Genomic DNA, 15,503 nt, shown 5'->3' with positions numbered 1-15,503 from the left:
CCCGATTATTTTTTCCCCACTACACTTGCTGTGTTGCCGTTTGCTTTTTCGCCAACGGCTCTCCTGGGGATCGTCGGGATATGCAAACAGCACAGCATATTATAAGAAGCTACCGCCGAAAGCGCGCCATCGTCTGCGTGGTTGTCGCCATCTTCACCCTTTTTCTGACCCTTGGCTCGCGCTACATCTCCGAGCGAAATGCTAACCAGCAGCGGATCCTCTCCTTTACCAACCACGCGGTCTCCTCGCTGGATCGGATTTTAATCCCTCTTGCTCAGGGCCGGGGGGTGCTCCTGCCGCTGGTAGGCATGGGCTGCGGTGAGGCGCACCTGGCGCTTCGAAAGCAGGCCGCGACGATGCAAACCGTACGCTCTATCGGCCTTATCAAGAACGGCATCCTCTACTGCTCCAGTATTTTCGGCTATCGTAACGTCCCCATTCATCAGCTTCAACCCGCGCTCCCCACGCCTCATCCGCTTCTGCTGCTTACAACCGATAACTCTCTGCTGCAGGGTAGCCCGATCCTCATCCAGTGGTTTCCGCTGACGCAGAACGGGCAGGACGGGGTGATGGAGGTGATCAATATCGATCTGCTTACCCGCCTGATGCTGGAGCCGCAAAAGCCGCTGATCACGGGTGCGAGCGTAACGGTGGGCGATCGGCACCTGATCTACGGAGCCGGAGTGGTAGATAGCCTGCCGCCGCTGGTCGGCGAGACGCGTTTCCAGCAAAGCTCGGAACAGTTCCCCTTTACCGTCAGCGTCAGGGGGCCGGGTGCGGGAGAGCTGGCGCTGCGCCACCTTCCCTCCCAGCTGCCGCTGGCGGTGATCATCAGCCTGCTGATGGGCTATATCGCCTGGATTGTCACCGCCAACCGGATGAGCTTCTCATGGGAGATCAATCTCGGGATGGCAGCCCATGAGTTTGAGCTTTTCTGCCAGCCGCTGCTCAACGCCCGTACCCACCAGTGTGAGGGGGTAGAGATCCTGCTGCGCTGGAATAATCCGCGCCAGGGGTGGATCTCTCCGGACGTCTTTATTCCCATTGCCGAGGAGCAAAATCTGATTGCCCCCCTGACGCGTTACGTACTGGCAGAGACCCACCGTCAGCTGGGGCTGTTCCCGGCCAACAGCCAGTTCCATATCGGCATCAACGTCTCCGCCAGCCACTTCCGCGAAGGCATGCTGCTGAAGGATCTTAACCGGCTGTGGTTCCACGCCCGGCCGGTTCAGCAGCTCACCATTGAGCTGACCGAGCGGGAGGCGATCACCGATATTGATTACCGGATCGTGCGGGCGCTGCATCGGCGTGGGGTTAAGCTGGCGATTGATGACTTTGGTACTGGCAACACGTCTCTCTCCTGGCTGGAGAAGCTGCGCCCCGACGTGCTGAAGATCGATAAGTCCTATACCACGGCGGTAGGTACCGATGCGGTGAATTCGACGGTGACGGATATTATTATCGCGCTGGGTAAGCGGCTAAAGATTGAGCTGATTGCGGAGGGGGTTGAGACCCCGCTGCAGGCGCAGCGTTTGCGCCAGCGCGGGGTAACGATATTTCAGGGATTTCTCTACGCAAAGCCAATGCCGCTAAAAGATTTCCCAAAGTGGCTGGCGGGCAGTACGCCGCCGCCAGCCACCTATAGCGGGCATGTAATGCCCATGACGCCGCTACGCTGAACGAGGCTACTCCTCTTCGTCGTCCTGTACCGGCTGCTCTTTAACAACCCGTACCAGATCGACCCGGTAGTCATTCGCCTCGACGACGGTGATGGTTAATGGTGCAAGCTGCAGCACTTCGCCCGGCTTAGGAATATGACCGTTAATGGCAATGACCAGCCCCGCGACGGTAGCGATATCCTCTTCATCGTTCACCAGGGTATCTATCTCCAGCGCATGCTGAAGCGCGTGAAGATCGGTCGCGCCTTTTACCAGCCAGCCGTCGCCGTCGGTGACAATTTCCGGCGTCTCATCGGCATCCGGGAACTCGCCGGCAATGGCTTCCAGCACGTCAAGCGGCGTCACCAGTCCCTGCACCACGCCAAACTCGTTGGTTACCATCACGAAGCTACCCCGTGCACGGCGGAGAACCGCCAGCAGCTTAATGGGATCCAACGTTTCCGGTACGACGATAGCCGGTGCAGCCGAAGCGATTGCCGCCACGTCAACGCCCTCTTCCAGCGCCACCAGCAGCTCCTTCGCACGCACGATACCAATGACCTCATCCAGCTCACCCCGGCACACCGGGAAAAGACTGTGCGGAGAGGAGAGGAGCTGCTGGCGAATGGCGTCAACGTCGAGGTTGGCATCGACCCAGCTGATCTCGCCGCGTGGCGTCATGATGCTGCGCAGTGAGCGCGAGGCCAGGGTCAGCACGCCGTTGATCATGTAGCGCTCTTCATCCGCAAACGCGCCTTCAGGCACCGCAACCGGAGACTGATTATCCGGCTCGTGCTGAACCGCAGCCTGGCGGCGACCGCCCATCAGACGCAAAATGGCGTCGGCGGTACGCGCCCGCAGCGGCAGCGTGGACTGGTGGCGAATAAAGTTACGGCGCGCCACCTGGTTAAAGAACTCAATGATGATCGAGAAGCCAATTGCCGCATAGAGATAGCCTTTCGGTATATGGAAGCCAAAGCCTTCCGCTACCAGGCTCAGACCGATCATCAGCAGGAAGCTCAGACAGAGCACCACCACCGTTGGATGCTGGTTAACAAAACGCGTCAACGGCTTAGAGGCCAGCAGCATTACCGCCATCGCGATCACCACCGCAGCCATCATTACCGGCAGATGGTTCACCATCCCCACGGCGGTGATCACCGCGTCAAGGGAGAAGACCGCATCGAGGATGACGATCTGCACCACCACCACCCAGAAGCTGGCATACCCCTTACCCTGGCCGCTGTCGTGCTCGCGGTTCTCCAGGCGTTCATGTAACTCTGTTGTCGCCTTGAAGAGTAAGAATATCCCCCCAAGCAGCATGATCAGATCGCGGCCGGAGAAGGTGAAATCCATGACCGAAAAGAGCGGCTGGGTCAGCGTCACCATCCAGGAGATGACGGAGAGCAGCGCCAGACGCATGACCAGCGCAAGGGAGAGGCCGATCAGTCGGGCCTTATCACGCTGTTTCGGTGGCAGTTTGTCGGCAAGAATGGCGATAAACACCAGGTTATCGATACCGAGAACGATTTCGAGAACGACAAGCGTCAACAATCCCACCCAGATTGAGGGATCCATTAAGAATTCCATGACAGGCTCCTGCTAAGGGAATGACAAAACGGGGCCTTACAGCGTGCAGGCGTGGTGACAGCAAATAGGGGGTTTAAGCAGGCGCGAAGCGGCCTGAAGATAAACTGACGTCGGTGACGGTCCATACGGTGGGCAACTGCCCTCTACTCCAGTGATTATAAACAGAAAGTAAACATAACAGAGGGAATTGCGATTTTGCAAAGATTTACCTGAATTTGCATTTTCGAAGATATTTTGCGCAACAAAATTTCTTTTATTACGAAAGCTAAATTACGGATCTGAATCACATAAATTATTTTTTCACTATCTAAAATAATTCGCGAAGTCTGAATTTTTTCTTACCCCTCTCTGAATCGATTCGCTATGACGTAACGATTCACAATGCATCTGCTACGGATGTATTCACGATAATAAAGGAGGTAGCAAGTGACCATTGCTATTGTGATAGGCACACATGGCTGGGCTGCAGAGCAGCTGATTAAAACAGCTGAAATGCTATTGGGCGAGCAGGAGAACGTAGGCTGGATCGATTTCGTGCCGGGTGAAAATGCCGAAACGCTGATCGAAAAATATAACGCGCAGCTGGCGAAACTCGACACCGGCCAGGGCGTGCTGTTTCTCGTCGATACGTGGGGCGGCAGCCCGTTCAACGCTGCCAGCCGTATTGTCGTCGATAAAGAGCACCATGAGGTGGTGGCCGGGGTCAACATTCCCATGCTGGTCGAGACCCTGATGGGCCGCGATGATGACCCGTCATTTGACGATCTGGTTGCCGTCGCCGTTGAGGCAGGCCGCGAAGGCGTGAAGGCGCTGAAGGCGCAGCCGGTAGAGAAGCCCCAGGCTGTTGCCGCACCTGCCGCCGCCGCACCGAGGGCTGCCGTACCGCAAAAACCGATGGGGCCAGAGGACTATATGACCATCGGCCTGGCGCGTATCGACGATCGCCTGATCCACGGCCAGGTGGCTACCCGCTGGACCAAAGAGACCAACGTTCACCGCATTATCGTTGTCAGCGATGAGGTAGCCGCCGACACGGTACGCAAGACGCTGCTGACTCAGGTCGCCCCTCCTGGCGTTACCGCCCACGTGGTGGACGTCGCCAAGATGATCCGCGTTTACAACAACCCGAAATACGCTGGCGAGCGCGTGATGCTGCTGTTTACCAATCCGACCGACGTGGTACGCCTTGTCGACGAGGGGGTGAAGATCACCTCGGTCAACATTGGCGGTATGGCCTTCCGTCAGGGCAAAACGCAGGTCAACAACGCGGTATCGGTGGATGAGCAGGATATTGCCGCGTTTAAAAAGCTGAACGCGCAGGGGATTGAGCTGGAAGTGCGGAAAGTTTCCAGCGATCAACGCCTGAAAATGATGGATTTAATCAGCAAAGTGGCAAAGTAACCGGCACCCGCTGATCGAAGCTGTTTTTACACTTAAATCTGTATTGTTATAGGAGAAGTACAATGGAGATTACCACTCTTCAGATTGTGCTGGTGTTCATCGTCGCCTGTATTGCCGGTATGGAGTCGGTGCTGGATGAATTTCAGTTCCACCGTCCGCTGGTGGCCTGTACGTTAATCGGTATCGTACTGGGTGATATGCAAAAAGGTATCATCATCGGCGGTACGCTTGAGATGATCGCCCTCGGCTGGATGAACATCGGTGCGGCGGTAGCGCCCGATGCCGCGCTGGCATCCATCATCTCAACCGTGCTGGTTATCGCCGGGGGCCAGAGCATCGGGGCCGGTATCGCGCTGGCCATTCCGCTGGCGGCGGCAGGCCAGGTGCTGACCATTATCGTTCGTACCATTACCGTAGCCTTCCAGCATGCAGCGGATAAGGCGGCCGAAAACGGCAACCTGACGGCGCTCTCCTGGATCCACGTCTCCTCCCTGTTCCTGCAGGCGATGCGTATTGCCATCCCGGCGGTGATCGTGGCCTACTCCGTAGGTACCAGCGAAGTTCAGGGAATGCTCAACGCCATTCCGGAAGTGGTGACCAGCGGCTTGAACATCGCCGGGGGCATGATCGTGGTAGTGGGTTATGCGATGGTCATTAATATGATGCGCGCTGGCTACCTGATGCCGTTCTTCTATCTGGGCTTCGTTACCGCCGCTTTCACCAACTTCAACCTGGTGGCGCTGGGGGTGATCGGTGCCGTGATGGCGATTCTCTATATTCAGCTTAGCCCGAAATACAACCGCTCGGCGGGCGCGCCTGCTCAGGCTGCCGGTGCTAACGATCTCGATAACGAACTGGATTAACAGGTGAGCGACATGGTTGATATAGCAAAAACGACTTCCGAGAAAAAACTCACCTCTGGTGATATCCGCGGCGTGTTCATCCGCTCTAACCTTTTCCAGGGTTCATGGAACTTCGAGCGTATGCAGGCGCTGGGCTTCTGCTTTTCAATGGTGCCGGCCATCAAACGCCTCTATCCGGAGAATAACGAGGCACGTCGCCAGGCGATCAAACGCCATCTGGAGTTCTTTAACACCCACCCCTACGTCGCCGCGCCAGTGCTCGGCGTCACCCTGGCGATGGAGGAGCAGCGCGCTAACGGCGCAGAGATCGACGACGGTGCCATCAACGGGATCAAAGTAGGTCTGATGGGGCCGCTGGCGGGCGTCGGCGACCCGATCTTCTGGGGTACCGTGCGCCCGGTGTTTGCCGCGCTCGGGGCGGGGATCGCCATGAGCGGCAGCCTGCTCGGCCCGCTGCTGTTCTTTATCCTCTTCAACGTGGTGCGTCTGGCAACCCGCTACTATGGCGTTGCCTATGGCTACCGTAAAGGGGTAGATATCGTTAAGGATATGGGCGGCGGTTTCCTGCAGAAGCTGACCGAGGGGGCGTCTATCCTCGGCCTGTTTGTCATGGGGGCGCTGGTTAACAAGTGGACGCATGTTAATATTCCGCTGGTAGTGTCAGAGATCACCGACCAGACCGGGAAGACTAACGTCACCACCGTGCAGACTATCCTTGACCAGCTGATGCCGGGCCTGGTGCCGCTGCTGCTGACCTTCGCCTGCATGTGGCTGCTGCGTAAGAAAGTAAACCCGCTGTGGATCATCGTTGGCTTCTTCGTCATCGGTATTGCGGGCTACGCCGTTGGCCTGCTCGGCCTGTAAGCGGTAGATGTGATGCCGGGGGCACTGCCCCCGGTTTTTATTTCTGGAGGATGAATGACGCTAACGGATTACGTGCTGGTGCTGTGCGTGGCTGGGCTGCTGGCTTACGCTATCTACGACGAGTTTATTATGCCCCGCCGCCACGGCGCTACGCTGCTCACCGCTCCCCTGCTGCGCCGTAGCCGCGCCGACAGCGTGATCTTCACCGGCCTACTGGCTATCCTTATCTATAATAACGTCACGCATCATGGTGCTATTTTAACCACGTGGCTATTATCTATGCTGGCGCTGGTCGTTATATATCTTTTCTGGATCCGCGCCCCAAAAATCATCTTCAAAGAGAATGGTTTTTTCTTCGCAAATATCTGGATTGAATATGGGCGTATTAGAGCGATGCAGCTCTCGGAAGATGGCGTGCTGGTGGTGCAATTAGAGCAGCGGCGTCTGCTGATCCGTGTACGAAATATCGACGATCTGGAAAAAATCTACAAGATTATGGTCAAAACTCAGTAAGTTAAAATATAGCCATGACTATGTTTGTGATATACAAACATCCTGAAACATAGCCATGGCTATATTATTCCCCGCGCAAGTCATCATCTTTTTTAACGTTATTTTTACTCCTTACTCCAAATGAAAATCGTTATCAATAAGCAAGCGAAATAATGAACTTCGGTTATTGTTTTAGTTTATCAAAATATGTTAAGGTTGCGCCCGTCGTTGGGGAGTAGCCAATTTCCCGTTCCCGGAAATGTACGTGTCAACATACTCGTTGCAAAACGTGGCGCGTACGGACCAGATAGCAGAGGCTGTCCGGTCAGGCGAGACCATAGACGCATCAACTGCTGATTACTGGGGGCAGTGATGTGTCATATGGATTTCCCGGTCAGGACGCTTGTATGAACCTATCCGCCACCCTCCTGCTCGCTTTTGGCATGTCGATGGATGCCTTTGCCGTCTCTATTGGCAAAGGTGCAACGCTGCACAAGCCTAAATTTTCTGATGCCCTGCGTACCGGTTTGATTTTCGGCATTATTGAGACGCTGACGCCGCTGATCGGCTGGGGTTTAGGCATGCTGGCCAGCCAGTTTGTTCTCGAGTGGAACCACTGGATTGCCTTTCTACTGCTGATGTTTTTAGGAAGCCGAATGGTGCTGGAGGGCGTGCGCGCTCAGCCCGATGAAGATCTCGCCCCGCTGCGTCGTCACGGCTTCTGGCTGCTGGTCACCACCGCTATCGCCACCAGCCTGGACGCCATGGCTGTCGGCGTCGGCCTCGCCTTTTTGCAGGTCAATATTATCACCACCGCGCTGGCCATCGGCTGCACCACGCTGATTATGTCCACTCTCGGCATGATGATCGGCAAATTTATCGGCCCGCTGCTGGGCAAACGGGCCGAGATCCTTGGTGGCGTGGTGCTGATCGGTATTGGCATCCAGCTCCTCTGGAGTCACTTCGCCTCTTAAGCGTCGCGCTGCCAGCACTGGATGCTGAAATCCGCCTCGCAGCTAAACTGCCTCATCTCTTGCAACGCCTCCCATACCTGCGGCTTCGCCCGCCAGGCAAAGGGAGTCATCTGCAACAGCGCCACGGCCTCAGCACCGTTTAACGTCATCCCGTAGTTCAGCGAGCGCTGATCCCGCAGCGTGAACCCAGCCAGCTGTTCACTCTGCGGAGCGTGCAGCTGCACCTCGTCATAGATTAGCCCTTTCAGCTCTACCAGATGCCGTGGCCCCGGCGCAGCGGTAATCACCCACCCTTCCGGCTTGACTACTCGCGCCAGCTCCTCGGCTTTACAGGGCGCATAGATGCGTACCACCGCATCCAGCGTCGAGGCATCAAACGGCAGGCGGTGGCTCGAGGCGACGCAGAACATCACCTGCGGATAGCGCTTCGCAGCCGCGCGGACGGCTGCCCTGGAGACGTCCAGGCCAAAGGTCTCCGCCCCGTGCTGACGAGCAATATCGGCGAAGGCGTGGGTGTAGTACCCTTCCCCGCAGCCGATATCCAGCAGCGCGTCGGCCTTAGCAGGCAGGCGCGCATCCAGCAGCTCACTCAGCGTCTGACGCAGCGGCAGATAGTGCCCGGCATCAAGAAAAGCACGGCGGGCCTGCATCATCTCCGCACTGTCTCCCGGATCGCGTGAACGCTTATGCTGGACGGGCAGCAGGTTGACGTATCCCTCTTTCGCTATGTCAAACTGATGCCGCTGCGGGCAGACGAAGGTTTTATCGGTACGCAGCAGCGGCGCGTGACATAGCGGACAGGTGAAGGACATAGCAACTCCGGGCAGAGAGAAAGGGCGAAAGTGTAACGCCAATTGCCGCTGCGGGGAACGCCTTAAGGCAGCGGATCCGCACCGCCGGGCGAATTTAGCACGACAAGATGGCTCGAATCCGGTGCCATGCCGTCCGGCCTGACGTTTTTTGCCCGCAGCACGCTACCCATAATTTCACTGAATACCGGAGCCGATACCGCCCCGCCATAATAAGCGCCGTTTTGCGGATCGTTTATCACCACCGCCAGGGCATATTTAGGCTGGCTGGCAGGCGCAACGCCTGCGGTGTAGGCTACGTATTTATCAACATACTTGCCGTTCTCGTCGATCTTCTTCGCGGTGCCGGTTTTTACCGCCACCCGATAACCGCGCACGGCCGCTTTGGTTCCTCCGCCGCCCGGCAGGGCCACGCTCTCCATCATGTGCTCCACCTCATGGACAATCCCCTGCGGCATCACCTGCGCGCCTACGACGGGCGGATCGACGCGGGTGATCGAGAGCGGGCGCGCCAGGCCATAGCTGCCGATGGTGGCGTAGACATGGGCAAGTTGCAGCGGGGTAACCATCAACCCATAGCCAAACGAGAAGGTGGCACGGTCGAGCTGCCCCCAATATTTACGCACCGGCAGAACGCCGCTGCTCTCTCCAGTCAACCCCAACCCGGTCGAGCTGCCAAAGCCGAACGCTTTGTAGGTATCCAGCAGGCGCTGAACCGGCATGGCCAGCGACAGGCGTGATACCCCGGTATCGCTCGATTTTTGCAGGATGCCGGTCAGAGTCAGCTCCGGATAATATCCCACGTCGCGAATACGGTGGCCGTCGAGGGTATAGGGATGGGTATCCACCACGCTGTCAGGCTGAACTATCCCCTCCTTGAGCGCTGCCATCAGCACCATCGGCTTAACCGTCGAGCCTGGCTCAAAGGTGTCGCTGATGGCGCGGTTGCGGAAATCATTCAGGGTGGCACCGCTGCGGTTGTTGGGATTGAAGTCCGGATAGCTGGCCATCGCCAGAATTTCACCGGTCTGGATACGCACCAGCACGGCTGCGCCGGATTCCGCTTTATTCCAGCTGACGGCGTTATCGAGTGCGTCTTCGGTCAGGGTTTGCAGACGTTTGTCGATGCTCAGCATCAGCGTGTGCGCCGGTACGGCAGGCGTTTCGGTAATATTTTCGATAACGTGTCCGTGACGCTCTTTGCGCACCTGGCGCAGGCCTGGCTTACCGGTAAGCTGAGCGTTAAAGCTCTTCTCAATACCCTCAATCCCCTGCCCGTCAACGTTAGTAAAGCCAATCAGGTTAGCAGCAACGTGCCCGCTGGGGTAAAAGCGCCGGGACTCCTCCTGAAGGTTGATGCCCGGCAGATTAAGGTTATCAATCCATTTTGCCTGCTGCGGATCAAGCTGGCGGGCAAGGTAGATAAAACGGGACTTAGGGTTATGGCGGATGCGCTCGGCAATCTCGCTTAGCGGCATGTTCAGGGCGCTGGCCAGCGCCTGCCAGCGCGAGTTGAACCCCACTCCGCCGCTGCTGTTGATCGCTTTCGGATCGGCCCATACCGCGCTGACGGGGACGCTCACCGCCAGCGGAAGCCCGTTACGATCGACAATCATTCCCCGTGGCGGCACGATCTTCTCTTCGCGAATCGAACGCATATCCTCCTCTTTAACCAGCTTTTCCGGGGAGACGACCTGGAGCCAGGCCGTCCTGCCCAGCAGCAGGCCCAGCGCGCAGATAATGGCAACGCAGAGCAAGGCAAAGCGTAGAGGGGTATAGTTTCTGGAAAGAGGATTGTTTTTCACCTTGGCTCCTGAGACGGTTTAACCCGCTGATTTGACAGGATACAGGTGAATAAAGGGAAAAAAGTGTGCTAATAACGGTATGGCTTTGCAACAAAAAACGAATAAGAGGGCCTACAGTAACATTTTGAAAAATAAGCATTAAAAAGCCCCGCACGTGGCGGGGCTTTTACGCTGACATTGATGCGCCGATAGCGCTCAAGCAGTGGAGGAAAATCAGATAGCAGTAACGTTAACCGCTGCTGGGCCTTTCTGGCCGTCCTGAATTTCGAACTCAACGTTCTGGCCTTCAGCCAGAGTTTTGAAGCCATTACCCTGGATTGCAGAGAAGTGTACGAACACGTCTTTGCTGCCGTCAGCAGGAGTAATGAAACCAAAGCCTTTAGACTCGTTGAACCACTTAACTTGACCTTTAATCTTTGCCATTTGCAAAATTCCTTAGAGTGTTTTCTTAGCCCGCAGGCATTGACCGAGATGAAACTGAGACATTACTGCATGAGGCACTAAATAAGGTTCGGCAGAGAAGCAGTATTCAACGACAACGTGTTTACTCAGAACTTCTATACTGATAATGCCACACATAAACAGAACTGTACCTCGTTTAACCTACACCGTGTTATCACATACAACGTTAAATATGGCAAGCCATTTTTAATCATGTCTGGATCTGTCGCACAAATTCAGCGGTAATCAGAACAGCGGGTGTGCAACTAACCTAGCGCAATAAGGTTATCGCGTCTAGCGAGAAGTTTACAATGGCTAAATAGAGCATGTGGTTAGCAATTTTTGTGCAATAGCTTGCTGAAAAATCATAAGAATGGGTGAGTGCAATCGCATTTTGGTGGCAATCAGAAATGGGAAAGTTTACCGCCGAATAATTGTTGTGCAATTAGCGCATCTGTTGCACCAAAATAATGAAAGTTTAATGACAATGCATCAATTTAAAGCAATAAAAACGTTTCGCTAAAAATAATATAGTTTATATAACCTACTCAGGCTAGTCCGACGTCTGTTTAATAGTCTGACTGTCGAAAGATAAATACTCACCTATTTTCAGGATCCTAAAGTTATCCGTCCGGGTTGCCGTCTCGTTTAATACTGCCGCCAGCTCTCGGGCCGGTTCGTCTACCGCTTCATCTGCCAGCTCAAAGACGCCCCAATGGATGGGAAAAGCCAGCGGCTCCCCAATCTGCTGCCAGAGTGAGACGGCGTGCTGCGGATCCATATGATGCACGGACATAAACCAGCGTGGAGCATAGGCACCTACCGGCAGTGCAGCGGCATCGGGTCTGCCAAGCCGCTCGGGGATCGTCAGCAGATCCGGCGTGTAACCGGTGTCGCCGGCAAACCAGAATCGGTGCGCCCGGGATTCAACCACCCAACCGCACCAGAGGGAGCGGTCCCTGTCCCATGGCGTACGCATGCTCCAGTGTTGGGCGGGGACAGCGGTAAGCGTCATGCCCTGAAAGGTAAAGCTCTGCCACCAGTCAAGCTCGACAACGTGGCGTACGCCGTGTCGGCGGCACCAGCGGCCCAGCCCCAGCGGAACAAACAGCGTGATGGATGGGAAACGTTTTAGCAGCGCGCGAATGGTGCGCGTATCAAGATGGTCGTAGTGGTTGTGCGAAATGAGAATGGCATCCAGCGCGGGCAGATCGTCAACGCTCAGGGGAGCGGGACTTTTCCGCAACGGCCCGCTAAAGCGTACCGGAGAGGCGCGGTTAAAAAAGAGCGGATCGGCCAGCATATAGCAGCCGTCCAGGCGAAGCAGCATGCTGGCGTGGCCCAGCCACCATACGCCGTCTTCGCTGCCGCTTATTTCGGCTCGCTGCCACCATTGCTGAAGAAAGTGGTCATAGCCGCCCTCGGGAGGATGGGGCAGCCCGGCGGCGCGTCGCTCTTTTTGCCAGCGTTCGACGTCGCCGGGCTGATGCACGCCGGGTGTCAGGTTACGAAACCCCTGGGGCGTATGGTGAGTCAGGGCTGGATTAAACCAGGGATTTTTCCATGCCATCTCTCACCACCTCTTCCACAACGTTTAGCGCTCAGCCACCAGGCGGATAAAATCATCGCCGTCGGTCTGCACTTTTTCCGCTGCTTTCGCTTCCGGCTCGGCTTTCTCCGGCGCGTTAGCTTCACAAAGGCGACGCAGCAGCGCGTTCTGCCGCTTTTGCTGATCCAGCAGGGCTTCAAGCAGCTCGATCTGCTCGTTAGCGCGGGAGCTGGCTCGGTTAACAAAAAACCACAGCACCAGTCCAACGACCAGCACCACCAGGGAGATTACCAGGGACGCAAGATTGAACGCGCCCGAATTCAGTACTTCGTTCATTACACCACCTCAATGTTGACGCGCTATCTTACCACTGGCACTAAGGAAGGGAATGATTCGAGACAAAAATGCCGCTACCAGGGGATAAATTTATTGATAACGCAAATACCACTGAAGAACTGTACGTCCTGATCGCACATCACATTGAGCATCTGGGTCCAAAGCATCAGGCAAATTACCAGGATGGCAATCACAAGCAGCCACCGAAACTTTCTCACTCTACTCTCCGAATCAACGTTTTATGCAAACAGGTTACTCCCGGTATGTTAAACCGGAGCTAACTGTAGCGCTATCTGACCGATGAGGAAACCGCTGTGAAGGATGACAGAGATGAAAACGCCGCGTCTGGCGCGGCGTCTGGTATCAGAACGGGTAGTCGTTATAACCCATCTGCTCGGAGATCTTACGCGCTGCGGTATGCAGCATCTCCACATACTCATGCAGACGCTCTTCAGAGAAGCGCAGCGTCGGGAAGGAGATGCTCAGGCCAGCGATCACGACGCCAAAGCGGTCAAAGACCGGCACGCCGATGCAGCGCAGCCCCTCTTCCTGCTCTTCGTTATCTTCCCCGTAGCCCTGTTTGCAGACGGTATCCAGCACCGGCAGCAGTTCGTCGGTGGTGGTGATGGTGCGATCGGTGCTGCGTTTGTACTCAACGCCTTCGAGGATCTGCTTAACCTCTTCACGATCGCGCCAGGCCAACAGCACTTTACCAATGGCGGTGCTGTAGAGTGGGTTGCGGCGGCCGATACGGGAGTACATACGCAGGTTGTACATGGAGTCGATTTTATGGATATAGACAATACTGTCCTCATCCAGCGCCCCGAGGTGCACCGTCTCCTTGGTCAGGCGCGACAGCTCACGCATCTGGATATCGGCGCTGCGAATCAAATCAACGTTTTGCAGTGCACGTGCGCCAAGCTCAAACAGCTTAAGCGTCAGGGAGTACTTCTCTGACTCCCCCTCCTGGGCAACGTAGCCAAGGGATTTCATGGTCTGCAAAAAGCGGTAGACGGTGCTTTTTGACATCATTACACGCTGCGACAGTTCAGTAATGCCAATTTCCCGCTCTTCCCCGAGCGCCTGCAGAATGCCAAAGACCTTCAATACTGAAGAGACAGAATCTGGCTGCTTGTCCAAATCTGCGATTGCCATTAATCACCTCATCGCGAGTGTTTTATAAAATTTAGAATAGGTTTTTATTATAATTTCGTCGCGGGTCGCCCGCAATGCCAGTTTGTTAACTTCGTTACAAATCTGCGATATAAAAAGGCCGCCAGGCTGGTAAAATCGTTCTCACGATAATAATTTCAGCTTAATCATATAATTCTCATGGATAAATCTTTTACAGAAGGCCTGCCGATACCGCAGCGCTACGGGGCGATACTGACCATCATCATCGGTATTGCCATGGCGGTGCTTGACGGCGTCATTACTAACGTGGCGTTGCCGACAATCGCCAGCGATCTACAGGTCTCCCCGGCCAGCTCGATTTGGGTAGTTAACGCCTACCAAATTGCGATTGTGATCTCCCTGCTCTCTTTTGCCTTTCTGGGGGATATGTTTGGCTATCGGCGGGTTTATCAGTGTGGGCTCGCGTTCTTTACCGTCACCTCGTTTCTCTGCGCCCTCTCCGACTCGCTCACCATGTTGACCCTCGCCCGTATCGCGCAGGGTTTTGGCGGCGCGGCGCTGATGAGCGTCAATACGGCGCTGATTCGGCTCATCTATCCCCAGCGCAGCCTGGGCCGGGGGATGGGCATCAACTCCTTTGTCGTGGCGGTCTCCTCGGCGGCGGGCCCCACCATCGCCGCGGCAATTCTCGCTGTAGGATCGTGGCAGTGGCTGTTTTTGATTAACGTGCCGCTGGGGATCGTCTCCTTGCTGTTAGCAATGCGCTATCTGCCCGCTAATCCACCGCGTCGCAGCACAACGCGCTTCGATCTGCCGAGTGCGGTAATGAACGCCCTCACCTTTGGCCTGCTGATCCTTGCGCTGGGAGGTTTTGCGCAGGGGCAGTCCCTGACGCTTATTGCTGCTGAAGTAGTGGCCATGCTGGTCATTGGGTACTTCTTTATTCGCCGCCAGCTTGGGCTGCCCGTGCCGCTGCTGCCGGTGGATCTGCTGCGCATCCCGCTGTTTTCGCTCTCTATCTGCACCTCGATCTGCTCGTTCTGCGCTCAGATGCTCGCCCTGGTCTCCCTGCCCTTCTTTATGCAAAGCGTGCTGGGGCGCAGTGAAGTTGAGACCGGGCTACTGTTGACGCCATGGCCGCTGGCGACGATGGTGATGGCCCCGCTGGCGGGATATCTGATTGAGCGGGTTCATGCTGGTCTGCTGGGTGCGGTGGGATTGGCGGTCATGGCCGCTGGGCTACTGGCGCTGGCGCTTCTGCCTGCCGCGCCGTCGGATATCGATATCATCTGGCGGATGATGCTCTGCGGCGCGGGCTTCGGGCTATTCCAGTCACCTAATAACCATACCATTATCACCGCCGCGCCCCGGCAGCGCAGCGGCGGCGCCAGCGGCATGCTGGGCACCGCGCGCCTGCTTGGGCAGAGCATCGGGGCCGCGCTGGTGGCGCTGATGTTTAACCTTTTCACCGACCATGCGACGCACGTTGCGCTGCTCTTCGCCGCCGTGCTGGCCGCCATCGCCGCTGCCGTCAGCGGTCTGCGGATGACGCAAAAACCGCAGGCATAAAAAAAGCGCGTCAAATGA

Annotated in this window: 17 protein-coding genes; 7 read left to right on the top strand and 10 right to left on the bottom strand. The window is 56.2% G+C overall.

The window, feature by feature from the left end; all coding sequences use genetic code 11:
• Positions 1–80: 80 nt before the first annotated feature.
• Positions 81–1,679: a cyclic diguanylate phosphodiesterase gene (locus tag RTM13_RS00865; RefSeq protein WP_312209366.1), complete on the top strand. Its 1,599-nt coding sequence runs from the start codon at positions 81–83 to the stop codon at positions 1,677–1,679.
• 6 nt (positions 1,680–1,685) lie between these two features.
• Here RTM13_RS00865 and yoaE read toward each other — a convergent pair whose 3' ends face one another.
• Together yoaE and RTM13_RS20195 are read right to left on the bottom strand one after the other, a co-directional pair.
• Complete coding sequence (gene yoaE / locus RTM13_RS00860; protein ID WP_312209364.1) at positions 1,686–3,248, bottom strand: CNNM family cation transport protein YoaE; 1,563 nt, start codon at positions 3,246–3,248, stop codon at positions 1,686–1,688.
• Positions 3,236–3,373 carry a protein YoaL gene (locus RTM13_RS20195; protein ID WP_409456019.1) on the bottom strand — a complete coding sequence of 46 codons (138 nt, stop codon included), beginning with the start codon at positions 3,371–3,373 and terminating at the stop codon, positions 3,236–3,238. The genes yoaE and RTM13_RS20195 overlap by 13 nt, the downstream gene beginning before the upstream one ends.
• Positions 3,374–3,674: 301 nt before the next feature.
• Between RTM13_RS20195 and manX the strand changes: the two genes are divergently transcribed.
• From manX to mntP, 5 genes are all read left to right on the top strand, one after another.
• Positions 3,675–4,649, top strand: coding sequence for a PTS mannose transporter subunit IIAB (gene manX / locus RTM13_RS00855; RefSeq protein ID WP_312209363.1), 975 nt, complete (start codon positions 3,675–3,677; stop codon positions 4,647–4,649).
• Between the two features lie 62 nt (positions 4,650–4,711).
• Positions 4,712–5,512: a PTS mannose/fructose/sorbose transporter subunit IIC gene (locus RTM13_RS00850; protein ID WP_103819389.1), complete on the top strand. Its 801-nt coding sequence runs from the start codon at positions 4,712–4,714 to the stop codon at positions 5,510–5,512.
• A gap of 12 nt (positions 5,513–5,524) precedes the next feature.
• A complete protein-coding gene (locus RTM13_RS00845; RefSeq protein WP_312209361.1) occupies positions 5,525–6,376 on the top strand; it encodes a PTS mannose transporter subunit IID in 852 nt (283 codons plus the stop codon).
• A gap of 54 nt (positions 6,377–6,430) precedes the next feature.
• A complete protein-coding gene (locus tag RTM13_RS00840; RefSeq protein ID WP_312209360.1) occupies positions 6,431–6,889 on the top strand; it encodes a DUF986 family protein in 459 nt (152 codons plus the stop codon).
• 386 nt (positions 6,890–7,275) lie between these two features.
• Positions 7,276–7,842 carry a manganese efflux pump MntP gene (gene mntP, locus RTM13_RS00835; protein ID WP_312209358.1) on the top strand — a complete coding sequence of 189 codons (567 nt, stop codon included), beginning with the start codon at positions 7,276–7,278 and terminating at the stop codon, positions 7,840–7,842.
• Here mntP and rlmA read toward each other — a convergent pair.
• The 8 genes from rlmA to kdgR form a co-directional block, all read right to left on the bottom strand.
• The gene (rlmA, locus tag RTM13_RS00830; protein WP_312209357.1) at positions 7,839–8,654 is read right to left on the bottom strand and encodes a 23S rRNA (guanine(745)-N(1))-methyltransferase; all 816 of its coding nucleotides are present in this window, start codon (positions 8,652–8,654) and stop codon (positions 7,839–7,841) included. The genes mntP and rlmA overlap by 4 nt on opposite strands.
• 62 nt (positions 8,655–8,716) lie before the next feature.
• Positions 8,717–10,456: a peptidoglycan glycosyltransferase FtsI gene (gene ftsI, locus RTM13_RS00825; RefSeq protein WP_312209356.1), complete on the bottom strand. Its 1,740-nt coding sequence runs from the start codon at positions 10,454–10,456 to the stop codon at positions 8,717–8,719.
• 213 nt (positions 10,457–10,669) lie between these two features.
• Positions 10,670–10,879 carry a transcription antiterminator/RNA stability regulator CspE gene (gene cspE / locus RTM13_RS00820; protein WP_001062678.1) on the bottom strand — a complete coding sequence of 70 codons (210 nt, stop codon included), beginning with the start codon at positions 10,877–10,879 and terminating at the stop codon, positions 10,670–10,672.
• A 12-nt stretch (positions 10,880–10,891) separates the two neighbouring features.
• Positions 10,892–11,035: a DUF2627 domain-containing protein gene (locus tag RTM13_RS20190; protein WP_141092923.1), complete on the bottom strand. Its 144-nt coding sequence runs from the start codon at positions 11,033–11,035 to the stop codon at positions 10,892–10,894.
• 415 nt (positions 11,036–11,450) lie between these two features.
• A complete protein-coding gene (locus RTM13_RS00810) occupies positions 11,451–12,467 on the bottom strand; it encodes an MBL fold metallo-hydrolase (protein WP_312209355.1) in 1,017 nt (338 codons plus the stop codon).
• A 24-nt stretch (positions 12,468–12,491) separates the two neighbouring features.
• Positions 12,492–12,782, bottom strand: coding sequence for a YebO family protein (locus tag RTM13_RS00805; RefSeq protein ID WP_312209354.1), 291 nt, complete (start codon positions 12,780–12,782; stop codon positions 12,492–12,494).
• 74 nt (positions 12,783–12,856) lie between these two features.
• A complete protein-coding gene (mgrB, locus tag RTM13_RS00800) occupies positions 12,857–13,000 on the bottom strand; it encodes a PhoP/PhoQ regulator MgrB (RefSeq protein ID WP_042391312.1) in 144 nt (47 codons plus the stop codon).
• A 145-nt stretch (positions 13,001–13,145) separates the two neighbouring features.
• Positions 13,146–13,937, bottom strand: coding sequence for a DNA-binding transcriptional regulator KdgR (gene kdgR / locus RTM13_RS00795; protein WP_312209352.1), 792 nt, complete (start codon positions 13,935–13,937; stop codon positions 13,146–13,148).
• Positions 13,938–14,114: 177 nt separating this feature from the next.
• Here kdgR and RTM13_RS00790 point away from each other — a divergent pair, with 177 nt between their 5' ends.
• Positions 14,115–15,485, top strand: coding sequence for an MFS transporter (locus tag RTM13_RS00790; RefSeq protein WP_312209351.1), 1,371 nt, complete (start codon positions 14,115–14,117; stop codon positions 15,483–15,485).
• The last annotated feature ends 18 nt before the right edge of the window (positions 15,486–15,503 follow it).

The organism is Pseudescherichia sp. (assembly GCF_031979925.1).
Taxonomy (GTDB): domain Bacteria; phylum Pseudomonadota; class Gammaproteobacteria; order Enterobacterales; family Enterobacteriaceae; genus Pseudescherichia.
This window is presented reverse-complemented; position numbering and strand designations above follow the sequence as displayed.